We start from the raw sequence: 22884 nt of genomic DNA, 5'->3' as shown, positions 1-22884 counted from the left end.
TTGAATACGTAAGAAAATTACAAATTTAATTTAATATGCCAAAATATTTAAATACATTTGATTAGAAAACATCCCGAAACTTAATACTCTTATAGTATGAAACGATATTTCTTGCTCCTCCTCTTGGCAATTTTAATGACCCATAGTCAGTCAAAAGCTCAAGTAACATTAGGCATTAGCCCATACTCCGTTATTATAAGTAACGATACGCTGCCGGGAGGAGCTACCGACAGCATTTTCTTTTGGGTTGTAAACAGCGGAGCTGCAGCCTTTAGTGATAACATTACATTCCATACTGAAGTGCAAGACTCTTCCGGTGTTTTTTATTTGCCTATTGATACTTCTAATACAGGTATAGTAACCATACCAGCAAACGACAGTCTCAAATTCACTCTTTACCCTACTTATACAATTGGACCGGCTTTATATCATTACGACATCAATGTAATTGTAATTTGGCCGGTAGCTTTAACGGCAAGCACCGGAGACTCATTAACTTATATTGAAGTGCTTACGATCCCTATTGGTGTTGATGAGCTCGATTTAACTCGACTCATAAAAGCTTATCCGAATCCGACATCCAACAATTTTACGCTCGAAAACACGGGTAAAAATGCTATTGAAGAAGTAAGAATTTACGATTTAACAGGCCGTTTGATTCAAACTGAAAAAAATCCACTGTTCATCTGTACCGATCAGTGGAAAGCGGGAACGTATTTGATTAAGATTCAACTCGAAAACAAACAAACCCGAACGATTCGAGTCATTAAACAATAATATAACATGCTTCACTTTACAAATGCCAATCTGCTTTTCCTCAGATTGGCATTTGTTCTTTACAGACCTTTCATCTTATTACTTACCTTTGTGCTATGGATACAGAATTTGAATACCAAAACGTACTCAAACAAATCGCAAAACAGTTTGGTGACGATATCGATATACAAGGGTTACTATTTATTATTGGTTTGCAGGAGTTAGGAAAAGGGAAAATAAAGCTCTCCAAAAACGAAAAGCTGGACGTGATGCACATTGCTATCTGCACATTACTTTCACCTTATGGCTATTATGAATACGAAGGGTTGGATAAAGACGGCTGGCCACACTGGAAAACAATAGAGAATCTGCCACCATTAAAGCCGGCACAACAGCAAGAAATTATTAAACAAGCGATTGTAGAGTATTTTAAAACCGTAGATATACAGTCCTAAATTTATTGAACTCTAACGGTTACTTCAGCATCTTTTCCCGGCTCATCCAAACGAAGAACGCCAACACCTTCTTCACCGGCATAAGCAGGATGTGTTGCAGTAACATCAAAAATTGCAGGAAGTTTTACATCAAAAGAAGCCATTCCAGACCCATCTGTAGTCCCATCATAAACAACATCACCACTAACAGAAGGTGCAGCTAAACGAACTGTTGCTCCTGATATAGCAGCTCCATTCGTATCCACTACGGTTACTTTTCCATGGCAGGTTTTATCCTTGTTACAAGATGTAGATACAAACACCACAGATAGTAGTGCGATTACGGCTATAACTGCTGAAATTCTGGTAGCTAATGTTTTCATGTGTATATTTTTCTTTAAAAGATAAATTTCGGTACGATGAATGTAAGACTTGATTATCTTTACAATTAACAAATTTAATACATTTAAAATGAATAACAAAAAACTTTTCATAGGATTTTCATTTGTTTTAGGGCTTTTTTTGATGTTTACGGCTTTTATTCCCCATAAAAACATGGGCGAAGGGAATATCAACGTGCTGATTAAGACAACCTACGGGGATATTAAGATAAAATTATACAACGAAACACCACTTCACCGCGACAATTTTTTGAAACTGGTTAAAACACATTACTTGGATAGCCTTCTATTTCACCGCGTTATTCAAAAATTCATGATTCAAGGTGGTGATCCGAATTCAAAAAATGCAATCCCAGGAGAAGTAATGGGAGAAGGCGGTCCAGGCTATACCATTCCTGCTGAAATTAACCGCTCCATTTTTCATAAAAAAGGTGCACTTGCCGCTGCCAGAGAAAGCGACTTAGATAATCCAACACAGGCTTCTTCCGGCTCTCAGTTTTACATTGTCCAAGGTAAAACCTATACCGACTCGCTTTTAAAAACACAAGCCGTGAGAATCACGAAACGAACACTCTACGCTTATTTTGTTAATCTTGCTGAAAACAAACATTATTTAGATGATTACAAACGGTATGTAAAAGAAGAAAAAGCCGACAGCATGAAATACATCAACGATGTTTTTGATGCTAAAGTGGAAAAAGAATTTCCAAATGTTGCGCTATACAAATTCACTCCGGAACAAATAAAAGCATACACCACCATCGGTGGAACGCCTGCATTGGATAATACCTATACCGTTTTCGGAGAAGTTTATCAAGGCATGGAGATTGTTGATTTAATTGCCGCACAAAAAACCGATAAAAGCGCAAGACCCATCGAAGACATTCGCATTTTGAGTGTTTCAATTATTCCTTAACTTCGTGCACTATTTTAAGAAAAGATGAAAGATCGTATTGACGAATTATTAAGTGAAATTGAAGCTTTTACCGCAAGCAGCAAAGAGCATGTGGAAGAGTTTCGTATTAAATTGTTGAGCAAAAAAGGAAAAGTAAAAGAGCTGTTTGAGGAGTTCAAAACTGTTGCACCTGAAATGCGCAAAGAAGTTGGCCAAAAGCTGAATGAACTGCAAAACAAAGCACAAGATAAAATCAACCACTTGAAAGAAAAATTCGAATCATCGGATGATGCTGCGAATTCAACGATTGATTTAACACTGCCTGCTGAAAACATTGCTTTTGGCTCACGACACCCGTTATCGCTCGTTAGAAATCAGATTGTAGACATCTTCTCTCGGATTGGATTTACCGTTTCGGAAGGACCGGAAATTGAAGACGATTGGCATAATTTTACAGCCTTAAATACACCTGCAGATCATCCTGCACGTGATATGCAAGACACCTTTTACATTTCTGAAAACCCTGATATTGTATTACGAACACAAACCTCTTCCGTGCAAGTACATATCATGGAAGGCACACAGCCACCTATTCGCACCATTTCACCGGGGCGCGTTTACCGCAATGAAGCTATTTCTGCACGTGCTCATTGTCAGTTTCACCAAGTAGAAGGTTTGTACATTGATAAAAAAGTTTCGTTTGCCGACTTAAAACAAACGCTTTTATATTTCTCAAAAGAAATGTTTGGCGAAGAAACAAAAATTCGTTTGCGCCCTTCCTATTTTCCATTTACAGAAATTAGTGCTGAAATGGATATTTCTTGCCCGTTTTGTAAAGGAACAGGATGCAATATCTGTAAAGGTGCCGGCTGGGTAGAAATTTTAGGTTGCGGAATGGTGGACCCTTCTGTACTTGAAAACTGCAAAATAGATAGCAAACAATACAGCGGATTTGCTTTCGGTATGGGCATTGAGCGCATCACCATGCTTAAATATCAAGTAAAAGATCTTCGATTGTTTTCTGAAAACGATGTTCGCTTTTTGAAACAATTTAAATCGGTTATTTAATAAAGAACTGATTCTATTTTCACACAAACTTACAATGTCTCGCTTGCTCCAAATACAAGAAATGCTTAAGACGGAGCCCAACGACTCCTTCTTAAACTATGCATTGGCATTGGAGTATGCAAAAGTAAATGATGTAGTAAAAGCCATTGAATTAATCGAGGGATTGATAACTCGAGATGAAAACTATTTGGGTGCTTATTACCAATTGGGAAAATACTACGAGCACATTCAAGATATTCCCAAGGCGATTGCAACCTATACAAAAGGAACAGAAGTCGCAAAAAAAATTAAAAACAACAAAGCATTGGGTGAATTGAATGAAGCTTTGTGGATGTTGGAGGAGGACTAATTTAAAAATGTCCAGTGGACATATTTAAATTAGAGCCAGGCTGTGCGGCAGGCAAAAAAGTTTCTTGAAAAATCCAACATTACTTTATTGTTTCAAACACTTTCGCTACTTTTTCTCTTTGCGCTTTTGCGCTTTCAATCTCACTTTCCAAGTTATGCACATCGGAATTCGGATTTATTTCCTTCAGTTTTTTTATCTTCTCATTGGTGAATGCAATTCGATCATCGTACATCGCAACAAGTTCTTTTACTGATTTTTTTGCATAATAGGCCACCCACTTTGTAATGCTTGCATCGTTTGCAATGCCTGCCAACAAATCAACTCCCTTGTTTACCGTTTCATCCTTTTTATCCTTTTTCAAAAATACCGTGTACTGTGAAATAAATCCAATCATTGAAAACCCGGTGAACTTTGTTGCGTTGTTGATAAAAAAATCATTGTTTTCATCCGTTCCATTTGCCGCATATAAATCTGTAATTGCATACAACACGTCAATGTTCTTTTCATTTTCATAAGGTTTAGCAATCACCATCGCCTCTTTCGGGTTTATTTTTCCGATGGCAGACAAAGAAGAGCTAAACACATAATACGATTTATCTTTCAATCCGTTTTTATACAACGGTTCCAAATCCGCATCTTTGTAATTCGCATATAAAAACTCAATCGCCATGGCACGTACAATGGCTTTCGCATCTGTTTGAGCCAACCCAACCAATTTTTCTTTGATTTCTTTTTCATGTCCGGCTTGAATATTCTTCAAAGCGCCAATAGCATCCAAGCGTAAATTCCAAAATTTATCATTTAATGCTTTGATGATAACGCCAGTAGCAATGGAGTCCCCTGCCTTCTCCGAAAGTTTCGAAAGGGCCTCAAATCGATCTAAATACAATGGAGCATTTGAATATTGAAATGCTAATTCTTGAATCGACTTCGTTTCGCTTTTTGTGCACAACAACATTTTTTCTGCATCTACATTTACCAAATCAGGTTTTGAAGCAGCTGGGAATTCGAATGTCTCATCGGATTTAGTCAGTGTGATTTTTTTGCGTTCCACTTTTCCATTAACATACAAATCGATGTACATTGGAATTTTAAACAACGGTGTTTTTGAAAAATCTTGTACTTGTTTTATTTGTACAATTTGTTTTTGATTGTTGGCATTGTACTCCGAACGAATAATTAAATCAGGGTGTCCGGGCGACAAGAACCATTGATTAAAAAACCAATTTAAATCTTCACCAGTTACTTTTTCAAATGCCATTCGCAATTGATGAATCTCCACAGAAGTATATTTATTGGTTTCTAAATACAATTTCAAGGAAGCAAAAAACGCATCATCGCCAACATATTTTCGCAACATGTGAAGCACTTGTCCGCCTTTATTATAGCTATGTCCATCAAACATATCTTCTTTATCGGAATACTGAAAACGAATCAGGTTGACTTGTTTTCTGTCGGATTCCGCTAAATATCCGGCTCTGGATTCTGCGCTGTGGTGGTCTGCTGCATCCAAGCCATATTTATATTCTTGCCATAAATATTCACCATACGTGGCAAATGATTCGTTCAGCGGCAAATTGCTCCATGATTCACAGGTAACTAAATCACCAAACCACTGATGAAACAATTCATGCGAAATATAATCTTCGTAATCTTTGTCTAACAATTCCCTATCGGTGCGTTGTAAAAATTCGCTATGAAGTGTAGCAGTGGTATTTTCCATTGCCCCAGAAACGTAATCACGTGCAGTAATCTGTGAATATTTAATCCATGGATATTCAACACCTAACTTGTTTGAGAAAAACTCTAACATCTCCGGAGTGTTGCCAAATATAGCTTTTGCATGGGGCTCGTATTCCTTTTCAACAAAATAGGATACTTCTTTCCCCCTCCATTTGTCTTTTACAACTGCGAAATCACCAACAGCCATCATTGCTAAATAGGGAGCATGAGGTAATTCCATTTTCCAATAATCTGTTCGAGTGCCATCACCATTATCAAAGGAAGAACACAGCTCTCCGTTAGATAATGTCACATACTTTTTATCAACCGTCATGTAAATCTCCTGAGTCATTCGTTCATTCGGACGATCGATGGTTGGCATCCAAACCGAAGTTGCTTGCGTTTCTCCTTGCGTCCAAATTTGTTGCGGCTTATTTTTATCTTTCCCATCCGGATTGATAAAATACAATCCTTTATCATCCGTAATCGCTGCACTTCCACCACTCTTTTTTAATTCATTCGGTTTGGCAACATACTCAATAAACAGGGTATACTCTTCATTATTTTTATACACTCTCCCCAGTTGAATGGTGAGTACATCTTCTTTGTAGTTGTATTGTAAAGGTGTTTTAGTATCCACTTCTGAAACGGTTGCTTCGTAAACTCCATCCGGATTTTTCTTGCTATCCATTCCGGTTTTTTTGTATTCTTTTTTTACAAGTGACACCTCTTTGATGTCCATTCCACGGGCATCTAATGCAATTTCGGAAGTCGGGTAGAAATAAGGTTTTGTGGTGATGGTGGCTTTTCCATACATGTATTGTGTGGTCCAATCGAAGCTCACATCCAATTTGGTGTGAAGTATATCATTTAATCTCGTTTCCGAAGCATGGTATTCTTCAACTTGAATATTCGTAGCAACCGCCTGAATAGTATCCAGGTTCATTACAATTAAATCATCGTCCTTGCCAGTTGATTTTTTAAACAAATTACAAGAAGAAGCAAAAACAAGCGCTATTGCCAGGATAAAAATACGTGCGTTCAGAACCATCATACTAATTTTAGAAAACCAAAGGTTGTGAAAATAAAATAGATTTCAAATAATTTCTACACTTGCGGAGTTTCGGGAGGACAGGTGGTTATTTAAATCCATTTTTAAACAAAAATCAATATCTTTGTGTTATGCTAAAAGTAAAAGTAAACAATCAGAAAGAGCATACTATAGAGCTCGAAAACGAAAGCACAGGAACCATTGATGGCAAAGCATTTGCTTTGGATGTGATTGAAGTAAAAAATGGTAGTTTTCATATTATAAAAGACAATCGCTCTTACAATGTGGAAGTGATCAAAGCTGATGCAGCTGAGAAAAGTTTTTTGGTACGCGTCAATGGAAACAATTACCAACTGAATGTAAAAGACAAGTACGATGAATTGCTGAAGAGCCTAGGTTTTGATGATTTAAGTTCTAAAAAAGTAAACGAAATAAAAGCTCCGATGCCAGGATTGGTATTGGATGTAAGAGTTGCAGAAGGAGACACCGTTAAAAAAGGTGATCCTATTTTAGTGTTGGAAGCCATGAAAATGGAAAACATTATCAAATCACCAACCGATGGAACCATTAAAAAAATCAATGTAAAGAAAGGTGTAGCCGTTGAGAAAAATCAGGTATTGATTAACTTCGGATAATACGGATAGCTAATCTTTACGAAGCGCTATCTTCTTTAAAACCGTCATCCCGTGCCGCGACACGGGATCTGCCAATTGTAAATACTGCTTATTATCATGAGATGCCGTGTCGTAGCACGGCATGACGTTTGTGAAGAGTGAACGATTATTAACTTACTTATTACTATGGAAAATAACAGAAGAGACTTTATAAAAAAATCAGCACTTGCTTTAGGCGCCATTGCTGTTACTTCAGCAGTTGGCAACACCCTGAATGCAGCAAAACTTATTGAAAAAGAAAGTGCATTAGCGGATGGAGGAAAATTTACGCTCCCTGCATTGCCTTATGCCTACGATGCCTTGGAGCCTCACATTGATAAACTAACAATGGAGATTCATCACAGCAAACATCACCAAGCGTATATCACTAATTTAAATAAGGGGCTGGAAACAGAAAACATGCTTTCTGGGCCATTAACAATCGAGCAAATTCTTGCTAAAGTAGGCGCTGGATTCTCTATGCCTATTCGTAATAATGCCGGTGGACACTACAACCATTCATTGTACTGGAGTTTAATGAAGCCCAACGGGGGTGGTGAGCCGAAAGGAAAATTAGGAGAAGCCATCAAATCAACTTTTGGTTCATTTGATGAATTCAAAAAACAATTTGCTGATGCCGGAATGAAACGTTTCGGCTCCGGTTGGGCTTGGTTGGTAAAAACCAAGGAAGGCAAATTGGTAATCACCTCCACCGCAAATCAAGACAATCCATTGATGAACCTGGATTCAGTAGAAGTAAAAGGAACACCTGTATTGGCATTGGATGTATGGGAACATGCTTATTATCTGAAGAACCAAAACAAACGCGCAGATTATATTACTTCGTGGTGGAATGTGGTGAACTGGGATGTTGCAGAAGGACTCTACAGTGCTTAAGATTATTGCACACTTTAAGATGTAAAATAAAAAAGCCCCGGCATTATTTGCCGGGGCTTCTTTTATAGTATTAATATCAGATTTATACCAATGCAATATCAAATTGCACTAAATCCACAAACTCCTGCACACGGCTATCTACTTGCGCTGCGGTAAGTCCGACTAAATTTTCTGTTCCGAATTTCTCTACACAAAAAGAGGCTGTAGCCGAACCGAAGATAATTGCACGTTTCATATTGTCAAACGAAATATCTTTTGTTTCAGCCAAATAACCGATAAATCCACCCGCAAAACTATCTCCCGCACCTGTTGGGTCAAACACATCTTCCAAAGGCAATGCCGGGGCGAAAAACACTTGCGTTTTATCAAACAACAATGCTCCATGCTCCCCTTTTTTGATGATTAAATATTTTGGTCCCATCGCCAATATTTTTTGTGCTGCCTTTACCAAGGAGTATTCACCTGACAATTGACGTGCTTCCCCATCGTTAATGGTTAATACATCCACCATTGCTATGGTTTCTTTTAAGTCATTCATTGCAATGTCCATCCAAAAGTTCATGGTGTCTAATACAATTAGTTTCGGACGGTTTTTCAACTGCAAAATCACTTGTTGCTGCACTTTAGGCACTAAATTTCCTAACATCAAAAATTCACAGTCTTGGTAAGCATCCGGCACAACTGGGTTAAACGACTCCAAAACATTCAATTCTGTAGTAATTGTATCACGGGTATTCATATCATTATGATATTTACCGGCCCAGAAAAAGGTTTTCTGATCTTTTAAAATTTGCAACCCTTCAGTATTGATTTGATGCTTTTTAAGCATATCAATGTGTTCGGACGGGAAATCACCACCAACCACAGACACCAAATTGATGTTTTTAGTGAAGTAAGAGGCTGCTAAAGAAATGTATGTGGCAGCACCACCAAGAATTTTATCGGTTTTCCCGAAAGGGGTTTCAATGGCATCAAAAGCAACTGTTCCTACAACTAATAGACTCATTTTTTAGATTTTTAAAATATTTCGCGCAAATATATTGCATATTTGCTTTGAAGATACTAATATTGCACTCCTTTTTCAAAAGGGTTATTAACCAGAAACTAAATTCCCTCTTAGCTCAGCTGGTTAGAGCATCTGACTGTTAATCAGAGGGTCGCTGGTTCAAGTCCAGCAGAGGGAGCAAAAAATGACAGCCCCAACAGCACTGCTGTTGGGGCTTTTTCATGCCTAAAATACAACTAAATCCTACAAATGATTTACCTAATTTGCTTTGCACCGCCAATTCTTATTATTATTTATTCCTTGTATCTGCTTATCAAACCCAAAAATAGGCACGATGAATTTTTTCATTTATCGCGAAAAACGAAAAAAGAAACAATATTGGAACGAATCAAACTTCTTGAAGAAATTAATGATGCAGATTATAGTCGCGACAAAATTGAAATTGAAAAATACTATCAAGATGGTAGAATTACAGAATCGGAAGCCAGTAAGATGGAAAAGATTATTACCAACACCTATTTTGATAATTTTAAGACAAAGTGGAAGGCATTTAAAAGTGCAGACACCGGCATGAAACTACTGTTTCTTTTCCTTATTGCGTATGGGTTTGTTTATGTGAACCTTGTATTTATTGCAGGGTACAAACACTTGGATGAATTTGGTCTATCACTAGAAATAACATTACTCATTATTAATGCAAGTCTATTGCTCCCCTATTTGTTTTCCCTAACATTACTCGGCTTTCTAAGCACTTTTCTTGCTATGTTAAACTTACGTTTCAGCGAGAAGGGGGGAATAAACCGAGCAGCAATTACTTCCGAAGAACTTGTAAAAGCGCTAAAACCTGGGGGCAGAAAAACTCAAATCGTCCTTGGTAGTGCATGGTCAAAAACTTTCTTCCGACTTTAATCAATCGCAGCCTTATTACTGAACTCACACACCCCTAAAGTCTTGTTTACCAACCATTAAAACCTAACCTAAAACCGCTTAATCATTGTTTAAGTATTGTTTAAAAGAGTATTAATTTAAATATAAAATATTTATAAATACTGTTTTAGGATATAAAAGGCCAGATTATTAACAATTTGTTGAAAATCACCTCATCATTTAGCCTGATTCTATCTTTCGTGACCAATGTAAAATTCCATCCGAACCGTTCAATAAAAAACCACCTTTTTACTTACCTACGACTTCTGAAAATTTAAAACTTGAAACGAGTTCCCATTCATAAAAATAATATACGAAGACGATTCTTTCTTTTTCTAACTGCTGAGAAGTATTATTTGTCGAATTTATACAGCCTCTATGCTTTAATATTTAGTAATTTTGTGAGCTAAAATATTCAACCCCATTATGGGCAAAGACCATCATCACGTTCACACGCTTTCCGCAGCAGGCTTACTTGTTACATTAGGAATTATTTTCGGAGACATTGGAACCTCTCCTTTATACGTGTTAAAAGCCATTGTAGGTGAAGGACCTATTAATAATGTGACCGTGTTGGGTGGGATCTCTTGTATCTTCTGGACCCTTACATTACAAACTACCTTAAAATATGTTTTCCTTACACTCCGTGCCGACAATAAAGGTGAGGGTGGAATTTTTGCATTGTATACATTAGTAAAAAAGACAAAAGTAAAATGGCTGTTGTTCCCTGCCGTTATTGGTGGTAGCGCCATTTTAGCTGAAGGGATTATCACTCCTCCCATCTCCGTATCATCCGCTATTGAAGGGTTACGCATGGTGGATTCACTCAAACACATCCCTACTGTTCCAATTGTTATTGTCATCATCATTTTGCTTTTTGCGATTCAGCAGTTCGGAACAAAATCCATTGGTAAATTATTCGGACCTATTATGCTTGTTTGGTTTTTAATGCTTGGAATACTTGGTGTATCACAGCTTTCAAACAACTGGTCAGTATTAAATGCTTTAAATCCAATGTACGGTTATGATTTATTGGTAAAGCATCCCGGAGGATTTTGGATACTTGGTGCGGTTTTCCTTTGTACAACAGGAGCGGAAGCTCTTTATTCGGATTTAGGACATTGTGGACGCCAAAACATTCGCATCAGCTGGATGTTTGTTAAAACAACATTGGTGTTAAACTATTTTGGCCAAGGCGCTTGGCTTATTGCACATCAAGGCGAACACTTAAATGGAGCAAGTCCGTTTTACACCATTATGCCTGAATGGTTTCTACCATTCGGAATTGCATTGGCTACCATCGCTACCATTGTTGCGAGTCAGGCGTTAATCAGTGGTTCGTTTACATTGATCAACGAAGCCATCCGACTTAACTTTTGGCCAAAAGCTAAAATTAAATATCCGAGTGAATTGAAAGGTCAGTTGTACATCCCTTCTGTTAACTGGTTGCTTTGTACCGGCTGTATATTAGTGGTTTTGTATTTTAAAGAATCTACAAAAATGGAAGCGGCTTACGGATTGACCATCATCCTCGGAATGTTAATGTCATCTCGTTTACTCACGTATTACATGCGTATCAGACGTTTCTGGCGCCCGGTCATTTCTACTTTCATTGTGGTTTATCTCTTTATTGAGCTTTCATTCTTGGTAGCACAAATGGATAAATTTTTAAAAGGAGGATGGATTAGTTTGATGATTGCGGTTTTGCTTACGTCCATTATGCTCATTTGGTATTACGCACGTAAAATCAGAAACCGATACGTGGAGTTTGTAAAACTCACAGATCACCTGCCGATATTGGAGGATTTGAGCCGCGACTTAAGTGTTCCAAAGTATGCAACCCACTTGGTGTATTTAACAAGTGCAGATAATCGTGAAGAGATTGAATCGAAAATCATTTATTCAATCATGCAGAAGCAGCCGAAACGTGCCGATATCTATTGGTTTGTGCACGTGGATGTAGTAGATGAACCGTATCGTATGGAATACAAGGTATGTGAATTTATTCACGATGATGTGATTCGTATTGATTTCCGATTGGGTTTCCGTGTCGCACCGCGAGTGAACTTAATGTTCCGCAAAGTGGTAGAAGACATGGTAAAAAACAAAGAAGTGGATATTACCAGTCGTTACAAATCCTTAAATAAAAACAATATCATTGGTGATTTCAGATTCATTGTGATCGAGAAATTTTTATCGTACGAAAACGAATTACCTATTCATGAAAAACTTATTCTGGATGTATATGGTGTGTTAAAACACTTGAGTTTATCGGAAGAGAAAGCGTTTGGTTTAGATACCAGCTCTGTAACCGTGGAAACAGTTCCATTAATCATTGCTCCTCCAAAAGCGATTAACTTAAAACGAGTAGAAGATCCACAAGATACCATCACTCCTAAACATTAAGCAATACAAGTTGATATCAAAAACAAAAGGCTAGCTCAATGAGCTAGCCTTTTTATATTCAATCCTATAAGAAGGATTAGCATTTCAATCCTGCCAATACCTTTTTAGCTTGTGCATTTGCCGGATCTAATTCCAGAATTTTTTGCATGTACAATTTAACATTCGGACAATCTTTTCTTGCTGGATCAGCATAGTAAGCCGCTAAATAATTGTAAACATCGATTAAATCTTTCTTGTTCTTTTCAGCATCTTCCGGTTTTACTTTCGTCAAATACGCTTCATAGAAAGGTTTTGCCAACCATTTTGCATTGTTCGCATCAACTTGCACATTTATTTTTCCTCTCCACAAATAACCTAAAGGCAATTCCGGTTGTGCCTTAATAATTTGTACTGCTGCAGAATCTGCATTGATAAAATCTTTAGAGAAATAATATGCACGCATCAAACCAAAATAATCATTCGCATTCGGTTTGCCCTTCTCCATCTTCACTTTGTAAGCAGCAATGGCATCCGGATATTTTTTCATCTTGATGTATGCATTCGCGATATCACCATTCAATTCAATTTTTTCCGGTTGCAATTCCAATGCTTTTTTATAATCGAAAATCGCTAATGAATCTTTTCCGCTTTTCGACAATAATTTTGCGCGGTATTCATAATCCTGAGGAATAATTTTTTCAGCAGGATGATTTTTAAACAAGTTGTCAATGCTTTCTAATCCACCCACATAATCCGCTGTTTCGTATTGACTATACGCCATGTATCTGTATGTAAACGTATTTACAGGAACACATTTCAAGGCTTCTTTTCCGGCTTCAACCGATTCTTTGTACTGTTTCGCTTGATTTAAAATACCGGAATACATACTTTTTGCGCTACAATCGTTGTTCAATTGTAAATAGCGTTTTGCATTGTATGCCGCATTACCGTATTGGGTAGCACGTAAATAAATCTCAGCCAATTCGCGGTAAGCAGGAGCAAACGATGAATCAATCAACTTTGCTTTCTTATAGGTATCAATGGCCAACGTATAGTTCTTAGCACGGTTCCAAACCTGTCCTTGTTTCAACAATGCACGTGGTGATTTCGGATCCAATGCACCCGCTTTTTCATAATTCTCAACAGCTTTTGTTCCGTTGTTTTGCTCTAAAAAAGTATCACCGGTTAAAATATATACTTCCGGGTTTTTAGGTTCCAGCTTTGTAGCTTGGGCCAACAAAGTAAATGCGTCAGCTAAATTTTTTGTAGGAGCGTTAGTATACGCTTCAGCAATCTTCATCAATACAGTCGCATTTTTTCCGGCAGCCAACGTGGTTGCTTTGAAGAAATTTGCTTTTGCTTCAGTTGCTTGTCCTTTATACCATTGAACTTTTCCTAAACCAACATAAGGCAAAGGGTTCATAGGGTTCACATCTGCACCTTTTTGGAACAAGCTGTTCGCCATTTCCAGGTTGTCATTTTTAAAGTAGTTTTCACCATAATAAAAATAATAATCCCCATTGTTCGGTTGCGATTGGATTAATGCTTTAAACGCAGCATCTGCTGACTCAAACTGTTCGTTTGTTGTCAACTTCAATGCATCATTAATTGTTTGTCCAAACATGGTTGACGAAGCAACCAATAACAATCCTACTACTAATTTCGATCTCTGTTTCATAAATTTATTTATTCTACGTTAACTTGTACTAATCTTACCGGGGCGATGGCCGGAATCAATCCTGCCTTCAAAATCATTAATTGTCCTTTGTCCCCCGCCACAAAGGATACAAATCCCATACCAAGTCCGGCACGCGTTTGTCTATTGATCATATAAACGCTTCTGGTAAAGGGGTATTCTTTCGTTTTAATATAGGCTTGATACGCTTTAAACGACTCAGAATCAGCATCTTTTGAAATGGCAACCACCTTTACTTTTTTAAGCGTATTGGTGGTTAAAGAATCGTCCATATCACTGATCCAGTTCACACTTAAAACGCCAATTGCATTTTTATGGGTGCTCACGTATTCAATCACTTCGGGATTGGATTTAACAGCAAACACATTTGGAGAAAAGTCTTTGCCTTGCAACAAGGAATCACGCATGTATCGTGCATTTGCTGAGCCAGCGTTATCGAAAACGACTTTGATGCCCTCTAACTTCGAATCTTTATTTAATTGGCTCCAAAGCGAATCTTTGCCCAACAAAATTGATTTTACCTGGTCCACAGTCAAAATCGTATCCATATTTTCCGGATTTACGAGTAAAACGATGGCATCCTCAGCAATTTTGGTTGATTTTGGGAACAAATTTTTTGCTTCAAACGATTTGCGTTCGGTGGGAGTGATATCACGACACATAACCACCACTTTACAAGAATCATTCATCATGCGGGCAAGTGCTTCGTTTTCGGGAAGGTAATCCACATGAACACGTGCATTGCTGTATATCGATTGAAAGGTATAGATTTGTGTATCAAACAATCGCTGAAACGATTCATCCACAACAATACTCACATCACCGGATGTAGGAGTATCCGTTGGTTCGGGCTTAGACGAATCACCGGAGCAAGCAACCATCAATAAAAAGAAAGCGATAATGCTTCCTGATAACATGTTTGATTTTGTCATTTTGCTTCCTCTGTTTTAGTTTCTTTTTCCTGCGCAGTCATTACGGAGGAAGATATTCTTAGTATTTTATTGATATATCTACGGTAGGCGATATAAAAACGTAAGCTGCCAAACAAAATTAATACAATTCCAATAATACTTCGTCCTTTAGGCAAAAGATCAATCCATGTATCTGTAAACAAAAACATGCATCCTATGGTGAGATAAAAACCCAAAAGCAAAAAACTAAGGTAAAACCTTAGTCTGTTCCACGAGTACTTTAGTTTTATTCTAAAACTCATTTTTTTGTTCTTTCTTGTGTTTCCAGATCATTAAAAATGTTCGGATCACACAATAGATTAACATTGTAATTCCAAGCTCTTTTCTGTAATTCGGGAAAGTGCTTGCTGCGATATCTGTAAACAAAAACAGCAATCCTAAACCTAAATAAACAGCTATCATAAAAAAATTTGAATAATAGCGTATTTTATCCACGGCCGAATTGCTGTTTTTTTAATTATATAGTTTTTTAACCTATCAGGTTATAAAACTGCTGTCCTCTTATCTTAAGGTGAACTTAATTGGTAAGTTAAATTGTACACGAACCTCGCGACCATTTTGTTTACCTGCTTTCCAGCTTGGCATTGATTTTACAACACGCATTGCTTCTTTATCGCAACCTGGTCCACCGGAAACACCTCTTAATACTTTTACATCCGTAATGCTACCATCTTTTTCAACAACAAACGTTACATAGCAAGTACCTTGAATTTGTCCTTCTTTTTCCATTTGAGGATACGATACATTTTTTTGAATGTATTTCATCATCTCCGCTTCTCCGCCTGGGAAGGTTGGCATTTGCTCAACAATTGTTAATGGAGCTTCCACAACAGCTTCTACCACTTGGTTACCGGTTCCTTCATCAGGAATGATAATTTCATCTCCTGAACCTTCAACCGTTTCCGTACTGATTTGTGGTGTTTCTTCTGTTTGAACCGGTGGTGGATCTTCCACAACTTCTTCATCCGTAACAACCGGAGGAGTAAATTTTACCGTTTCCATCACTGGTGGTGGTGGAGGTGGTGGTGGTGGTGGTTCAGTTTCATCAATTGGTGGAGGTGCAGTAAGGTCAAGTGGAGTAATATCCACAGGCACTTCTACTTCTTCCATTTTATTATTAATCCAATCGATGATTGCAGGTAAGCTTACAATGAATACAAATGAAGCACCTGTAATCAATAAAGCAATAGCAACACTGCGATTGTGATTTTTACGAAGATCGTAAGCACCGTATGCTTTATTTCGATCTTCAAAAACGATGTCGTTGCGCACGGGGGCAACAACACTGTTCCAATTATTAAATAACGACTCTGCCATCTTCCTAATTATTTAGCTGTTGCTTTTAGTAATTCTAATTCTTTTGCGCCCATATCCACTACTGCGTACAAACCGATGTTACAGATGTTAAGTTCATCTACTACATCAATTACATTTTTGTAAACAGCCCCATCATCGGCTTTAATCAACACCGTTAATCCGGCTTCAATACCTTTGGTTGGATCTGCTTTTCTCCCTTTCTCCTTTAATACTAAGCGTTTGTATGTTGTATCGGCAATTTCTTTTTGAGCTAATTGTTTGGTTAGCTTTTCAATCACATCAATCGTGCGTTTGTTACGTTCCAACAACAACTTATGGAGTCCTTCTGATGAAAAGTCGGTTTTCTTCAATTGGGTAGGTGGCTCTCCTTTAGCGTTTCCTTCCGGATAAAACTCACCATTGTAGTAATAAATGCCATTGTCTTTTGTTAAGATAAATGTAATCGCATTGTTTACTTTTTGATTTTGGTCTTCTGTTTTCGGTTTTGCCGGAAAGTTAATTTCCATTGTTTTCGGCTTCGCAAACGTAGACGTTAATACGAAAAACGTAAGGAGTAAGAACGCCAAATCCACCATTGGCGTCATATCTATTCGGGTTGATGATTTTTTGGCGCGTTTCTTTGCGTGTTTTCCACCACCTCCGCCATCACCGGTATTTACATCTGCCATTTTATTTTTTTTAAATGTTATAAATCCATGGAATTATACTTAAGATGCAATCAAAAGATAAATTCCATAATTATTCTTTTTATTCTTCGACTACAGGACCTTGTTCAAGGTCGGTGATCAGATTAAAGCGATAGATATCCATGTCGGTAAACACTTTGATGATATCTTTTACTGCAATGTAATTTGTTTGTGCATCTGCTTTAATCGCGAAACGTAAAGGTTCGTAAACGAACTCTTTACCAAGTTTGTCGAATCGTTCTTTCTCTGCTTTTGCCTGACGAGCTGCTTCAATTTGTCCGAAACGAATCCAGTCGCCCAATTCGTTGTGTAACGAATCATGAGGAATACCTGGGGAGTTTACCTTAACACGTTCCGCATCTTCCATGTTGATGTATTGTTTCAACTGAGCGATTGGCACTCCAATACTTGTCATACCACTAAATATTTCCATTTCTTTAGTAGTAAATTCAATTTTGTATTGTTGTCCCATTTTCTGCAAGGTTTTCTTGCGGACATCATTGTTATTGATGTTGTAAAATGCTTTTCCTTTATCATCAATGGAGATTAATATTACATTTTTAGGTAATAATTTATCCGCAGTAGAAGAAGGAGTATCCACAACAACCGGTTCAGTAACTCTTGAAGTAGCAGTAAGCATAAAGAAAGTAACCAAAAGGAAAGCCAAATCCACCATTGGAGTCATGTCCAATGTAGGGCTACCTTTAGATGATGATACTTCAGCCATATCTATATATTAAAATTATTTTTATAAAATGTTATGGCTTATTTCGCCAACTTTAACGTGTGTAAAATGCTGTATCCAGCCTCGTCCATACTGTGAGTGATTGCATCTACACGTGTACTGAAATAGTTGTACATGATGATACCAACTACCGAACCGATAATACCAATCGCGGTGTTGATAAGGGCCTCAGAGATACCAGTTGCAAGAGCAGCTGTATCAGGAGAACCTGCAGCAGACATCGCAGCAAATGAACGAATCATACCCAATACCGTTCCGATCAAACCCCAAAGAGTTGCGATAGTAGCACAAGTAGTGATAATAGATAAGTTCTTAGAAAGCATTGGTAATTCTAAAGAAGTAGCTTCTTCTAATTCTTTTTGAACTGCTTCAATTTTTTCTTCTGTATTTAAAGTAGAATCGTTTTGAACAACTTGTAGTTTTTCAACACCCGAGCGAACAACATTCGCCAATGAACCTTGTTGTTTATCGCAAGCTGCAATTGCATCTTCGTATTGGTTACTTGCCAACAACGATTTGATGTTGCGTAAAAATTCGTCCGCTTTTCCTTTTCCTTTTGCTTTCGAAATTGTAATCAAACGCTCTAAAGAGAACGTAACAATGATAATAAAAATAGCCATAAGGATTGGTACGATAAATCCTCCGGCATGCATCATTCCAAGGTAGTTTCCTTCTTTTGGATGACCTTCTGCGTCAAAATTTCCCGGAGCACCCAACACAAACATGTAGATTAAGGTTCCGATGATAACTGAAATTACAATTGCTAAAAGTGCGGTCATAAAGTTAAACCCGCCTGATGTTGATTTTGAATTACTCATATTTAATTGATTTTGGTTTATTTTATTATTTAGTTTTAATACATACAAATTTTAGAAAAGATATCCTTTTTCTCCATTAAAATTTTCTTTAACAGGGCACCAAACATACTAAATCTATTTCGAAAGTAAAAATTTTTCATCTCAAATAACTGATTCTTAATATTAATAAAATACTGGTCTAATAACACGAATTAAAGTAAAAGATTGCTTGTAAAACGCCTCTTTTATTAAATGGTGGGATTTCAGCGGTAATTGGTTGGATTTGGTATTAAATGGGTAACTAGGAGACTAAGTGATTAAGTGACTAGGTAACTAGGTGACTAGGTGACTAAGTAAAGGGAAAGGGGTTATTCGTGGCGGTTTTGGGTTGCTTTTGTTTTTACAAAAAGGGACGCTATGGTAATGGTTATCAGTCCAATAATGATGTATCCAATATTATTGAAAACCCAAGGATCCGATCCGAAATAATACCCAATTCCTGCTAAAGAACCCACCCAAATAAAAGCCCCAATCACATTATAAACCATGTATTTTCTGTAATCCATCTGAATCATCCCGCCAATTACAGGGGCAAAATTGCGTATCAAAGGCAAGAAACGCCCTACTATCAAGATCTTTCCACCATGCTGGTCATAAAGGTTTACAGTACGATCAATCCACCATTTTCTGAAGATGAAAATCTTCGTATCCGGTTTCATGCATCGTGGACCCATCGTTTTAAAGCCAAACCAATAACCGATGTAATAACCAACCATAGCAGCAATAGAAAGCAAAAGAATCAAGACAAAAAGGTTTACTCCTAATGTTTCAGGATTCGAAGAACAAAGAATACCTGCCATAAAGATGAGCGAGTTTCCTGGCAGGAAAAACCCCGCAAGAAAAGAACATTCAGCAAAAACTATGAAAATGAGAAAAGCCAGACTACCCCAATGAATGATATATTGGGCATCACTAAAATTCCTGATAAATTGTATTACTTCCATTCAGGGTGCAAAATTACAATAATCTATTGATGAAAGACAACCGCAAAAATCATTGTTTATTTTTTCTTTCGCGAAGGAAGGTGGTAAGAACCGGAATGGTGGTAATAATGATGAGTCCGATTACAATATAGCCAATATTATTTTGAACCCATACGTATGTTCCCAAATAATAGCCAATGCTGCACAAAGTGCCAATCCAGGCAACCGCTCCAATCACATTGTAAAGCATAAATTTTTTGAACTCAATTTTTACAACTCCGGCTAAAATCGGAGCAAATGTGCGAATAATGGGTAAAAAACGACCAATTATCAAGGTTTTTCCTCCGTTTTTGTCATAAAACTTACGGGTGACTTCCAAATATCTCTTTTTGAAAATGAGTGAATCTTTGCGTTCAAACAATGGTGGCCCCACTTTGTAGCCGAACCAGTAGCCCACAATGTTTCCAACAATTGCAGCCGAACAGAGTAAGAGTATCAAAACAGGTAAATTGACCCCAAGTAATTCAGGTTTAGAAACGCAAATCATTCCTGAAATAAAAATGAGGGAATCTCCGGGCAGAAAAAAACCTATGAGTAATCCGGTTTCGGCAAACACGACAAACAACAGCAATGCTAAACCACCATAAGCAATGATGGATTGAGGGTCGGTGAGTTGTTTTAGAAATTCTATCAATCCAATTTTACTTTATCAATATTGGGATCAACTTTATGCTCGTGAAGTTCCCCTTCCCATTTGGAGATAACGGCTGTAGCTACTGCATTTCCAACGACATTGGTTGCAGAGCGGCCCATGTCTAAAATCTGATCAATGCCCAACAACAACAACAATCCTGCTACCGGAATATTAAAATGTGCTAACATTCCTGCAATTACAACCAAGGATGCACGCGGGATTCCCGCCATTCCTTTGCTGGTAACCAACAAAATAAGCAACATGGTAATTTGTTGTCCGGTTGTCATTTCAATACCGTACGCTTGCGCAATAAACACAGTTGCAAACGTCATGTACATCATGGAACCATCCAAATTAAAGGAGTACCCGAGTGGCAATACAAAACTAACAATACGGTTTCCGCAACCAAATCGCTCAAGTGATTCGATGGTCTTCGGCATTGCCGCTTCGGAGCTGGCGGTGCTGAATGCTAATAAAATTGGTTCTTTGATATAGTTTAACAATTTGAAAAAATTAATTTTCATAAAGAAACAAATCAAAAACAACACAACAAAAACAAACAAAAGTAGTCCTAAATAAAAAGTTCCAATCAAATACACATAGCCTGTAAGCACTTCCAGTCCTTGTTTTGCAACTACTGCTGCCAAAGCGCCAAATACGCCAAACGGTGCAAACGACATTACATAATTGGTCACTTTAAACATGATGTGTGAAACGGAATCAAAAAAATCAACCACTACTTTCCCTTTGTTTCCAATGGATGCGGCCGCAATTCCGAAAAAGAGTGCAAAAATAACGATGGGTAAAATTTCATTTTTCGCCATGACATCCACAATGCTTTCCGGAATGATGTGGTTAATGAAATTTTTGGTGTCAAATTCTTTTGCTGCTTGAACGCCCACTTCAGCGTTGGCTGCAGGCAATTCCAAATGCATCTTTTTCCCCGGAGCAAATACGTTCACGAGCATTAATCCCAACAACAACGAAATAATTGCTGCTGTTGTAAAATATAAAAGTGTTTTTATTCCAATGCGTCCAACAGATTTAAAGTCGCCCACCTTCGCCACACCAACCACTAATACAGAGAACACTAACGGAGCGATGATCATTTTTATGAAGCGCATAAAAATATCGCTGAGGATGTGTAAGCTTGGTGCAAAATCTTTCCAGAAATATCCAACGATAATTCCCAGGAACATTCCTGCAAATATTTGAACGATGAGGGATGGCTTTTTGAATTTCATAGTTTGTTTTTTACCGCAGAGGTCGCAAAGATATTTCGCAGAGGACGCTGAGGGATTTATTTAAAACAAATATAGGTTTTGTAGGGCAATTATACACAAGAAAATACGCCACAGATTCGCAGATTATTGCTTGTAAATATTAATTCAGATTTGTTGTCTTCGGCAATGATTTGGAATTACTGTTTGATTAGCTTGGTTATAAGCCCTTCTTGCGTTTGAATAAAATAGACTCCGTTTGCCAGTCCACTGATATCAACAATACTTTTGTCTTTAACATTACTATCTATTAAAACTTCTCCAAGCATGTTTACAATTTTGATTTGTGTTGCTTGTAAGGTATTAATTGTGATGGTGTTATTTGAAGGATTTGGGAAAAATGAAAATTGATTCCCACTTATATCTTCACTCATGCCTGTAACAAAAACAGAAACACATGCCGATGTATCAGCAAAACAACCATCTGAAACAATTACTGAATAATTACCTCCAGCTGTTGCAGTATAGCTTTGATTGGTTGCACCAGGAATAATTGCATTTCCGTTATCACAATCTAACCATTGATAAGAAGCTCCTGTTAAATCTGCCGTGATAACATTTGCCATTGAAGTGGTTCCCGTGTTTAATATTCCATCACTAATTGTATTTAAAACCGTGTTGGTATAAACAGGAACATTAAAATCAAAATAAATTCCCACATTGTTTGTAATGGTTGTACCTATCGCCAGACTTGTATTCGGCATCACTTCAAAAACAACGTAGCCATGGCTTTCTGCTTCGTTACTTGTACTATCTGCAAGATTAATATTGTCAAATCTGAATTTTAATACATTTCCTGGTAATACTTCTGTAATCAGAGTATGACTATTTCCGATTACACGCACGGTGTTTAAATCTAAATCAGCATCCAATGAATCCAATACGTATACATCAAGTGCAGGAGCATTTCCTGTATTTTGAAAACGCACAGTGTAGGTTAATAATTCACCATCATTAATATATCCTGGCGAGCATGTTCCAACAGGATATACTTTTTTATCATTCGGGTCGTAACTATTAATTACAGGAAAGCAATACTGCTTTGTATTATTTGTTGGGTCAGCATCACCTGCAATTGGATTCATAATTAAATTGAAACAAACCGTATCTCCGATTGCTGCCCAAGTTGGTGTTTGAACAATTACCTGTGGCATCACGTGAGCTGAATCAT

At 37.5% G+C, this 22884-nt stretch carries 22 protein-coding genes and 1 tRNA gene; 10 read left to right on the top strand and 13 right to left on the bottom strand.

Annotation, left to right across the window (positions count from 1 at the left end):
* Positions 1-96 precede the first annotated feature (96 nt).
* Both IPP64_01185 and IPP64_01180 read left to right on the top strand, forming a co-directional pair.
* Positions 97-777 (top strand): T9SS type A sorting domain-containing protein, encoded by a 681-nt coding sequence (locus IPP64_01185; protein MBL0328048.1) that lies wholly within the window; start codon positions 97-99, stop codon positions 775-777.
* 95 nt (positions 778-872) lie between these two features.
* The gene (locus IPP64_01180) at positions 873-1211 is read left to right on the top strand and encodes a hypothetical protein (GenBank protein MBL0328047.1); all 339 of its coding nucleotides are present in this window, start codon (positions 873-875) and stop codon (positions 1209-1211) included.
* A gap of 2 nt (positions 1212-1213) precedes the next feature.
* On the opposite strand, the gene IPP64_01175 is transcribed toward IPP64_01180, so the two are convergent.
* Positions 1214-1573, bottom strand: coding sequence for a carboxypeptidase regulatory-like domain-containing protein (locus tag IPP64_01175; protein ID MBL0328046.1), 360 nt, complete (start codon positions 1571-1573; stop codon positions 1214-1216).
* Positions 1574-1745: 172 nt separating this feature from the next.
* On the opposite strand from IPP64_01175, the gene IPP64_01170 reads away from it, so the two are divergent.
* The 3 genes from IPP64_01170 (at position 1746) to IPP64_01160 (ending at position 3903) form a co-directional block, all read left to right on the top strand.
* Positions 1746-2507 carry a peptidylprolyl isomerase gene (locus tag IPP64_01170; GenBank protein MBL0328045.1) on the top strand — a complete coding sequence of 254 codons (762 nt, stop codon included), beginning with the start codon at positions 1746-1748 and terminating at the stop codon, positions 2505-2507.
* A 24-nt stretch (positions 2508-2531) separates the two neighbouring features.
* Positions 2532-3554 carry a phenylalanine--tRNA ligase subunit alpha gene (pheS, locus tag IPP64_01165; GenBank protein MBL0328044.1) on the top strand — a complete coding sequence of 341 codons (1023 nt, stop codon included), beginning with the start codon at positions 2532-2534 and terminating at the stop codon, positions 3552-3554.
* A 61-nt stretch (positions 3555-3615) separates the two neighbouring features.
* Positions 3616-3903, top strand: coding sequence for a tetratricopeptide repeat protein (locus IPP64_01160; GenBank protein ID MBL0328043.1), 288 nt, complete (start codon positions 3616-3618; stop codon positions 3901-3903).
* Positions 3904-3982: 79 nt separating this feature from the next.
* Here the strand turns inward: IPP64_01160 and IPP64_01155 are convergent, their stop codons facing one another.
* Positions 3983-6679: a M1 family metallopeptidase gene (locus tag IPP64_01155; protein MBL0328042.1), complete on the bottom strand. Its 2697-nt coding sequence runs from the start codon at positions 6677-6679 to the stop codon at positions 3983-3985.
* 128 nt (positions 6680-6807) lie between these two features.
* Here IPP64_01155 and IPP64_01150 point away from each other — a divergent pair, with 128 nt between their 5' ends.
* Positions 6808-7311 (top strand): biotin/lipoyl-binding protein, encoded by a 504-nt coding sequence (locus IPP64_01150; protein MBL0328041.1) that lies wholly within the window; start codon positions 6808-6810, stop codon positions 7309-7311.
* 165 nt (positions 7312-7476) lie between these two features.
* Complete coding sequence (locus IPP64_01145; protein MBL0328040.1) at positions 7477-8226, top strand: superoxide dismutase; 750 nt, start codon at positions 7477-7479, stop codon at positions 8224-8226.
* Between the two features lie 82 nt (positions 8227-8308).
* On the opposite strand, the gene IPP64_01140 is transcribed toward IPP64_01145, so the two are convergent.
* Complete coding sequence (locus tag IPP64_01140) at positions 8309-9232, bottom strand: sugar kinase (protein MBL0328039.1); 924 nt, start codon at positions 9230-9232, stop codon at positions 8309-8311.
* A gap of 104 nt (positions 9233-9336) precedes the next feature.
* Between IPP64_01140 and IPP64_01135 the strand changes: the two genes are divergently transcribed.
* The 3 genes from IPP64_01135 to IPP64_01125 all read left to right on the top strand — a co-directional run bounded on the left by IPP64_01135 (position 9337) and on the right by IPP64_01125 (position 12565).
* Positions 9337-9410 (top strand) — tRNA-Asn (locus IPP64_01135).
* Between the two features lie 200 nt (positions 9411-9610).
* Positions 9611-10141, top strand: a complete 531-nt coding sequence (locus IPP64_01130) for a hypothetical protein (protein MBL0328038.1) — start codon at positions 9611-9613, stop codon at positions 10139-10141.
* 444 nt (positions 10142-10585) lie between these two features.
* Positions 10586-12565: a KUP/HAK/KT family potassium transporter gene (locus IPP64_01125; protein MBL0328037.1), complete on the top strand. Its 1980-nt coding sequence runs from the start codon at positions 10586-10588 to the stop codon at positions 12563-12565.
* Between the two features lie 76 nt (positions 12566-12641).
* On the opposite strand, the gene IPP64_01120 is transcribed toward IPP64_01125, so the two are convergent.
* The 10 genes from IPP64_01120 to IPP64_01075 all read right to left on the bottom strand — a co-directional run bounded on the left by IPP64_01120 (position 12642) and on the right by IPP64_01075 (position 22867).
* A complete protein-coding gene (locus IPP64_01120; GenBank protein ID MBL0328036.1) occupies positions 12642-14222 on the bottom strand; it encodes a tetratricopeptide repeat protein in 1581 nt (526 codons plus the stop codon).
* An 8-nt stretch (positions 14223-14230) separates the two neighbouring features.
* Positions 14231-15172, bottom strand: coding sequence for a substrate-binding domain-containing protein (locus tag IPP64_01115; GenBank protein MBL0328035.1), 942 nt, complete (start codon positions 15170-15172; stop codon positions 14231-14233).
* 540 nt (positions 15173-15712) lie between these two features.
* Positions 15713-16528 carry an energy transducer TonB gene (locus IPP64_01110; protein MBL0328034.1) on the bottom strand — a complete coding sequence of 272 codons (816 nt, stop codon included), beginning with the start codon at positions 16526-16528 and terminating at the stop codon, positions 15713-15715.
* Between the two features lie 8 nt (positions 16529-16536).
* Positions 16537-17196 carry a biopolymer transporter ExbD gene (locus tag IPP64_01105; GenBank protein ID MBL0328033.1) on the bottom strand — a complete coding sequence of 220 codons (660 nt, stop codon included), beginning with the start codon at positions 17194-17196 and terminating at the stop codon, positions 16537-16539.
* A gap of 79 nt (positions 17197-17275) precedes the next feature.
* Positions 17276-17941, bottom strand: coding sequence for a biopolymer transporter ExbD (locus IPP64_01100; protein ID MBL0328032.1), 666 nt, complete (start codon positions 17939-17941; stop codon positions 17276-17278).
* Positions 17942-17979: 38 nt separating this feature from the next.
* Positions 17980-18777, bottom strand: coding sequence for a MotA/TolQ/ExbB proton channel family protein (locus tag IPP64_01095; protein ID MBL0328031.1), 798 nt, complete (start codon positions 18775-18777; stop codon positions 17980-17982).
* Between the two features lie 347 nt (positions 18778-19124).
* Positions 19125-19616 (bottom strand): VTT domain-containing protein, encoded by a 492-nt coding sequence (locus IPP64_01090; GenBank protein MBL0328030.1) that lies wholly within the window; start codon positions 19614-19616, stop codon positions 19125-19127.
* 193 nt (positions 19617-19809) lie between these two features.
* Entirely contained in the window at positions 19810-20433 is a 624-nt protein-coding gene (locus IPP64_01085) for a VTT domain-containing protein (protein ID MBL0328029.1), read from the bottom strand.
* Positions 20430-21677 carry a cation:dicarboxylase symporter family transporter gene (locus IPP64_01080; GenBank protein MBL0328028.1) on the bottom strand — a complete coding sequence of 416 codons (1248 nt, stop codon included), beginning with the start codon at positions 21675-21677 and terminating at the stop codon, positions 20430-20432. Before IPP64_01080 ends, IPP64_01085 begins: the two co-directional genes overlap by 4 nt.
* A gap of 176 nt (positions 21678-21853) precedes the next feature.
* Positions 21854-22867 carry a T9SS type A sorting domain-containing protein gene (locus IPP64_01075; GenBank protein MBL0328027.1) on the bottom strand — a complete coding sequence of 338 codons (1014 nt, stop codon included), beginning with the start codon at positions 22865-22867 and terminating at the stop codon, positions 21854-21856.
* Positions 22868-22884 lie beyond the last annotated feature (17 nt).

The organism is Bacteroidota bacterium, assembly GCA_016722565.1.
Classification (GTDB): domain Bacteria; phylum Bacteroidota; class Bacteroidia; order 2-12-FULL-35-15; family 2-12-FULL-35-15; genus 2-12-FULL-35-15.
The sequence above is the reverse complement of the archived record's forward strand: the minus strand, read 5'-3'. Positions and strand labels throughout refer to the sequence as shown.

Excerpts from the sequence above, each read along its gene's own strand:
- IPP64_01185 (MBL0328048.1), top strand. The coding sequence starts at position 97 with ATGAAACGATATTTCTTGCTCCTCCTCTTGGCAATTTTAATGACCCAT.
- IPP64_01180 (MBL0328047.1), top strand. The coding sequence starts at position 873 with ATGGATACAGAATTTGAATACCAAAACGTACTCAAACAAATCGCAAAA.
- IPP64_01175 (MBL0328046.1), bottom strand. The coding sequence starts at position 1,573 with ATGAAAACATTAGCTACCAGAATTTCAGCAGTTATAGCCGTAATCGCA.
- IPP64_01170 (MBL0328045.1), top strand. The coding sequence starts at position 1,746 with ATGGGCGAAGGGAATATCAACGTGCTGATTAAGACAACCTACGGGGAT.
- pheS (MBL0328044.1), top strand. The coding sequence starts at position 2,532 with ATGAAAGATCGTATTGACGAATTATTAAGTGAAATTGAAGCTTTTACC.
- IPP64_01160 (MBL0328043.1), top strand. The coding sequence starts at position 3,616 with ATGCTTAAGACGGAGCCCAACGACTCCTTCTTAAACTATGCATTGGCA.
- IPP64_01155 (MBL0328042.1), bottom strand. The coding sequence starts at position 6,679 with ATGATGGTTCTGAACGCACGTATTTTTATCCTGGCAATAGCGCTTGTT.
- IPP64_01150 (MBL0328041.1), top strand. The coding sequence starts at position 6,808 with ATGCTAAAAGTAAAAGTAAACAATCAGAAAGAGCATACTATAGAGCTC.
- IPP64_01145 (MBL0328040.1), top strand. The coding sequence starts at position 7,477 with ATGGAAAATAACAGAAGAGACTTTATAAAAAAATCAGCACTTGCTTTA.
- IPP64_01140 (MBL0328039.1), bottom strand. The coding sequence starts at position 9,232 with ATGAGTCTATTAGTTGTAGGAACAGTTGCTTTTGATGCCATTGAAACC.
- IPP64_01125 (MBL0328037.1), top strand. The coding sequence starts at position 10,586 with ATGGGCAAAGACCATCATCACGTTCACACGCTTTCCGCAGCAGGCTTA.
- IPP64_01120 (MBL0328036.1), bottom strand. The coding sequence starts at position 14,222 with ATGAAACAGAGATCGAAATTAGTAGTAGGATTGTTATTGGTTGCTTCG.
- IPP64_01115 (MBL0328035.1), bottom strand. The coding sequence starts at position 15,172 with ATGACAAAATCAAACATGTTATCAGGAAGCATTATCGCTTTCTTTTTA.
- IPP64_01110 (MBL0328034.1), bottom strand. The coding sequence starts at position 16,528 with ATGGCAGAGTCGTTATTTAATAATTGGAACAGTGTTGTTGCCCCCGTG.
- IPP64_01105 (MBL0328033.1), bottom strand. The coding sequence starts at position 17,196 with ATGGCAGATGTAAATACCGGTGATGGCGGAGGTGGTGGAAAACACGCA.
- IPP64_01100 (MBL0328032.1), bottom strand. The coding sequence starts at position 17,941 with ATGGCTGAAGTATCATCATCTAAAGGTAGCCCTACATTGGACATGACT.
- IPP64_01095 (MBL0328031.1), bottom strand. The coding sequence starts at position 18,777 with ATGAGTAATTCAAAATCAACATCAGGCGGGTTTAACTTTATGACCGCA.
- IPP64_01090 (MBL0328030.1), bottom strand. The coding sequence starts at position 19,616 with ATGGCAGGTATTCTTTGTTCTTCGAATCCTGAAACATTAGGAGTAAAC.
- IPP64_01080 (MBL0328028.1), bottom strand. The coding sequence starts at position 21,677 with ATGAAATTCAAAAAGCCATCCCTCATCGTTCAAATATTTGCAGGAATG.
- IPP64_01075 (MBL0328027.1), bottom strand. The coding sequence starts at position 22,867 with ATGCCACAGGTAATTGTTCAAACACCAACTTGGGCAGCAATCGGAGAT.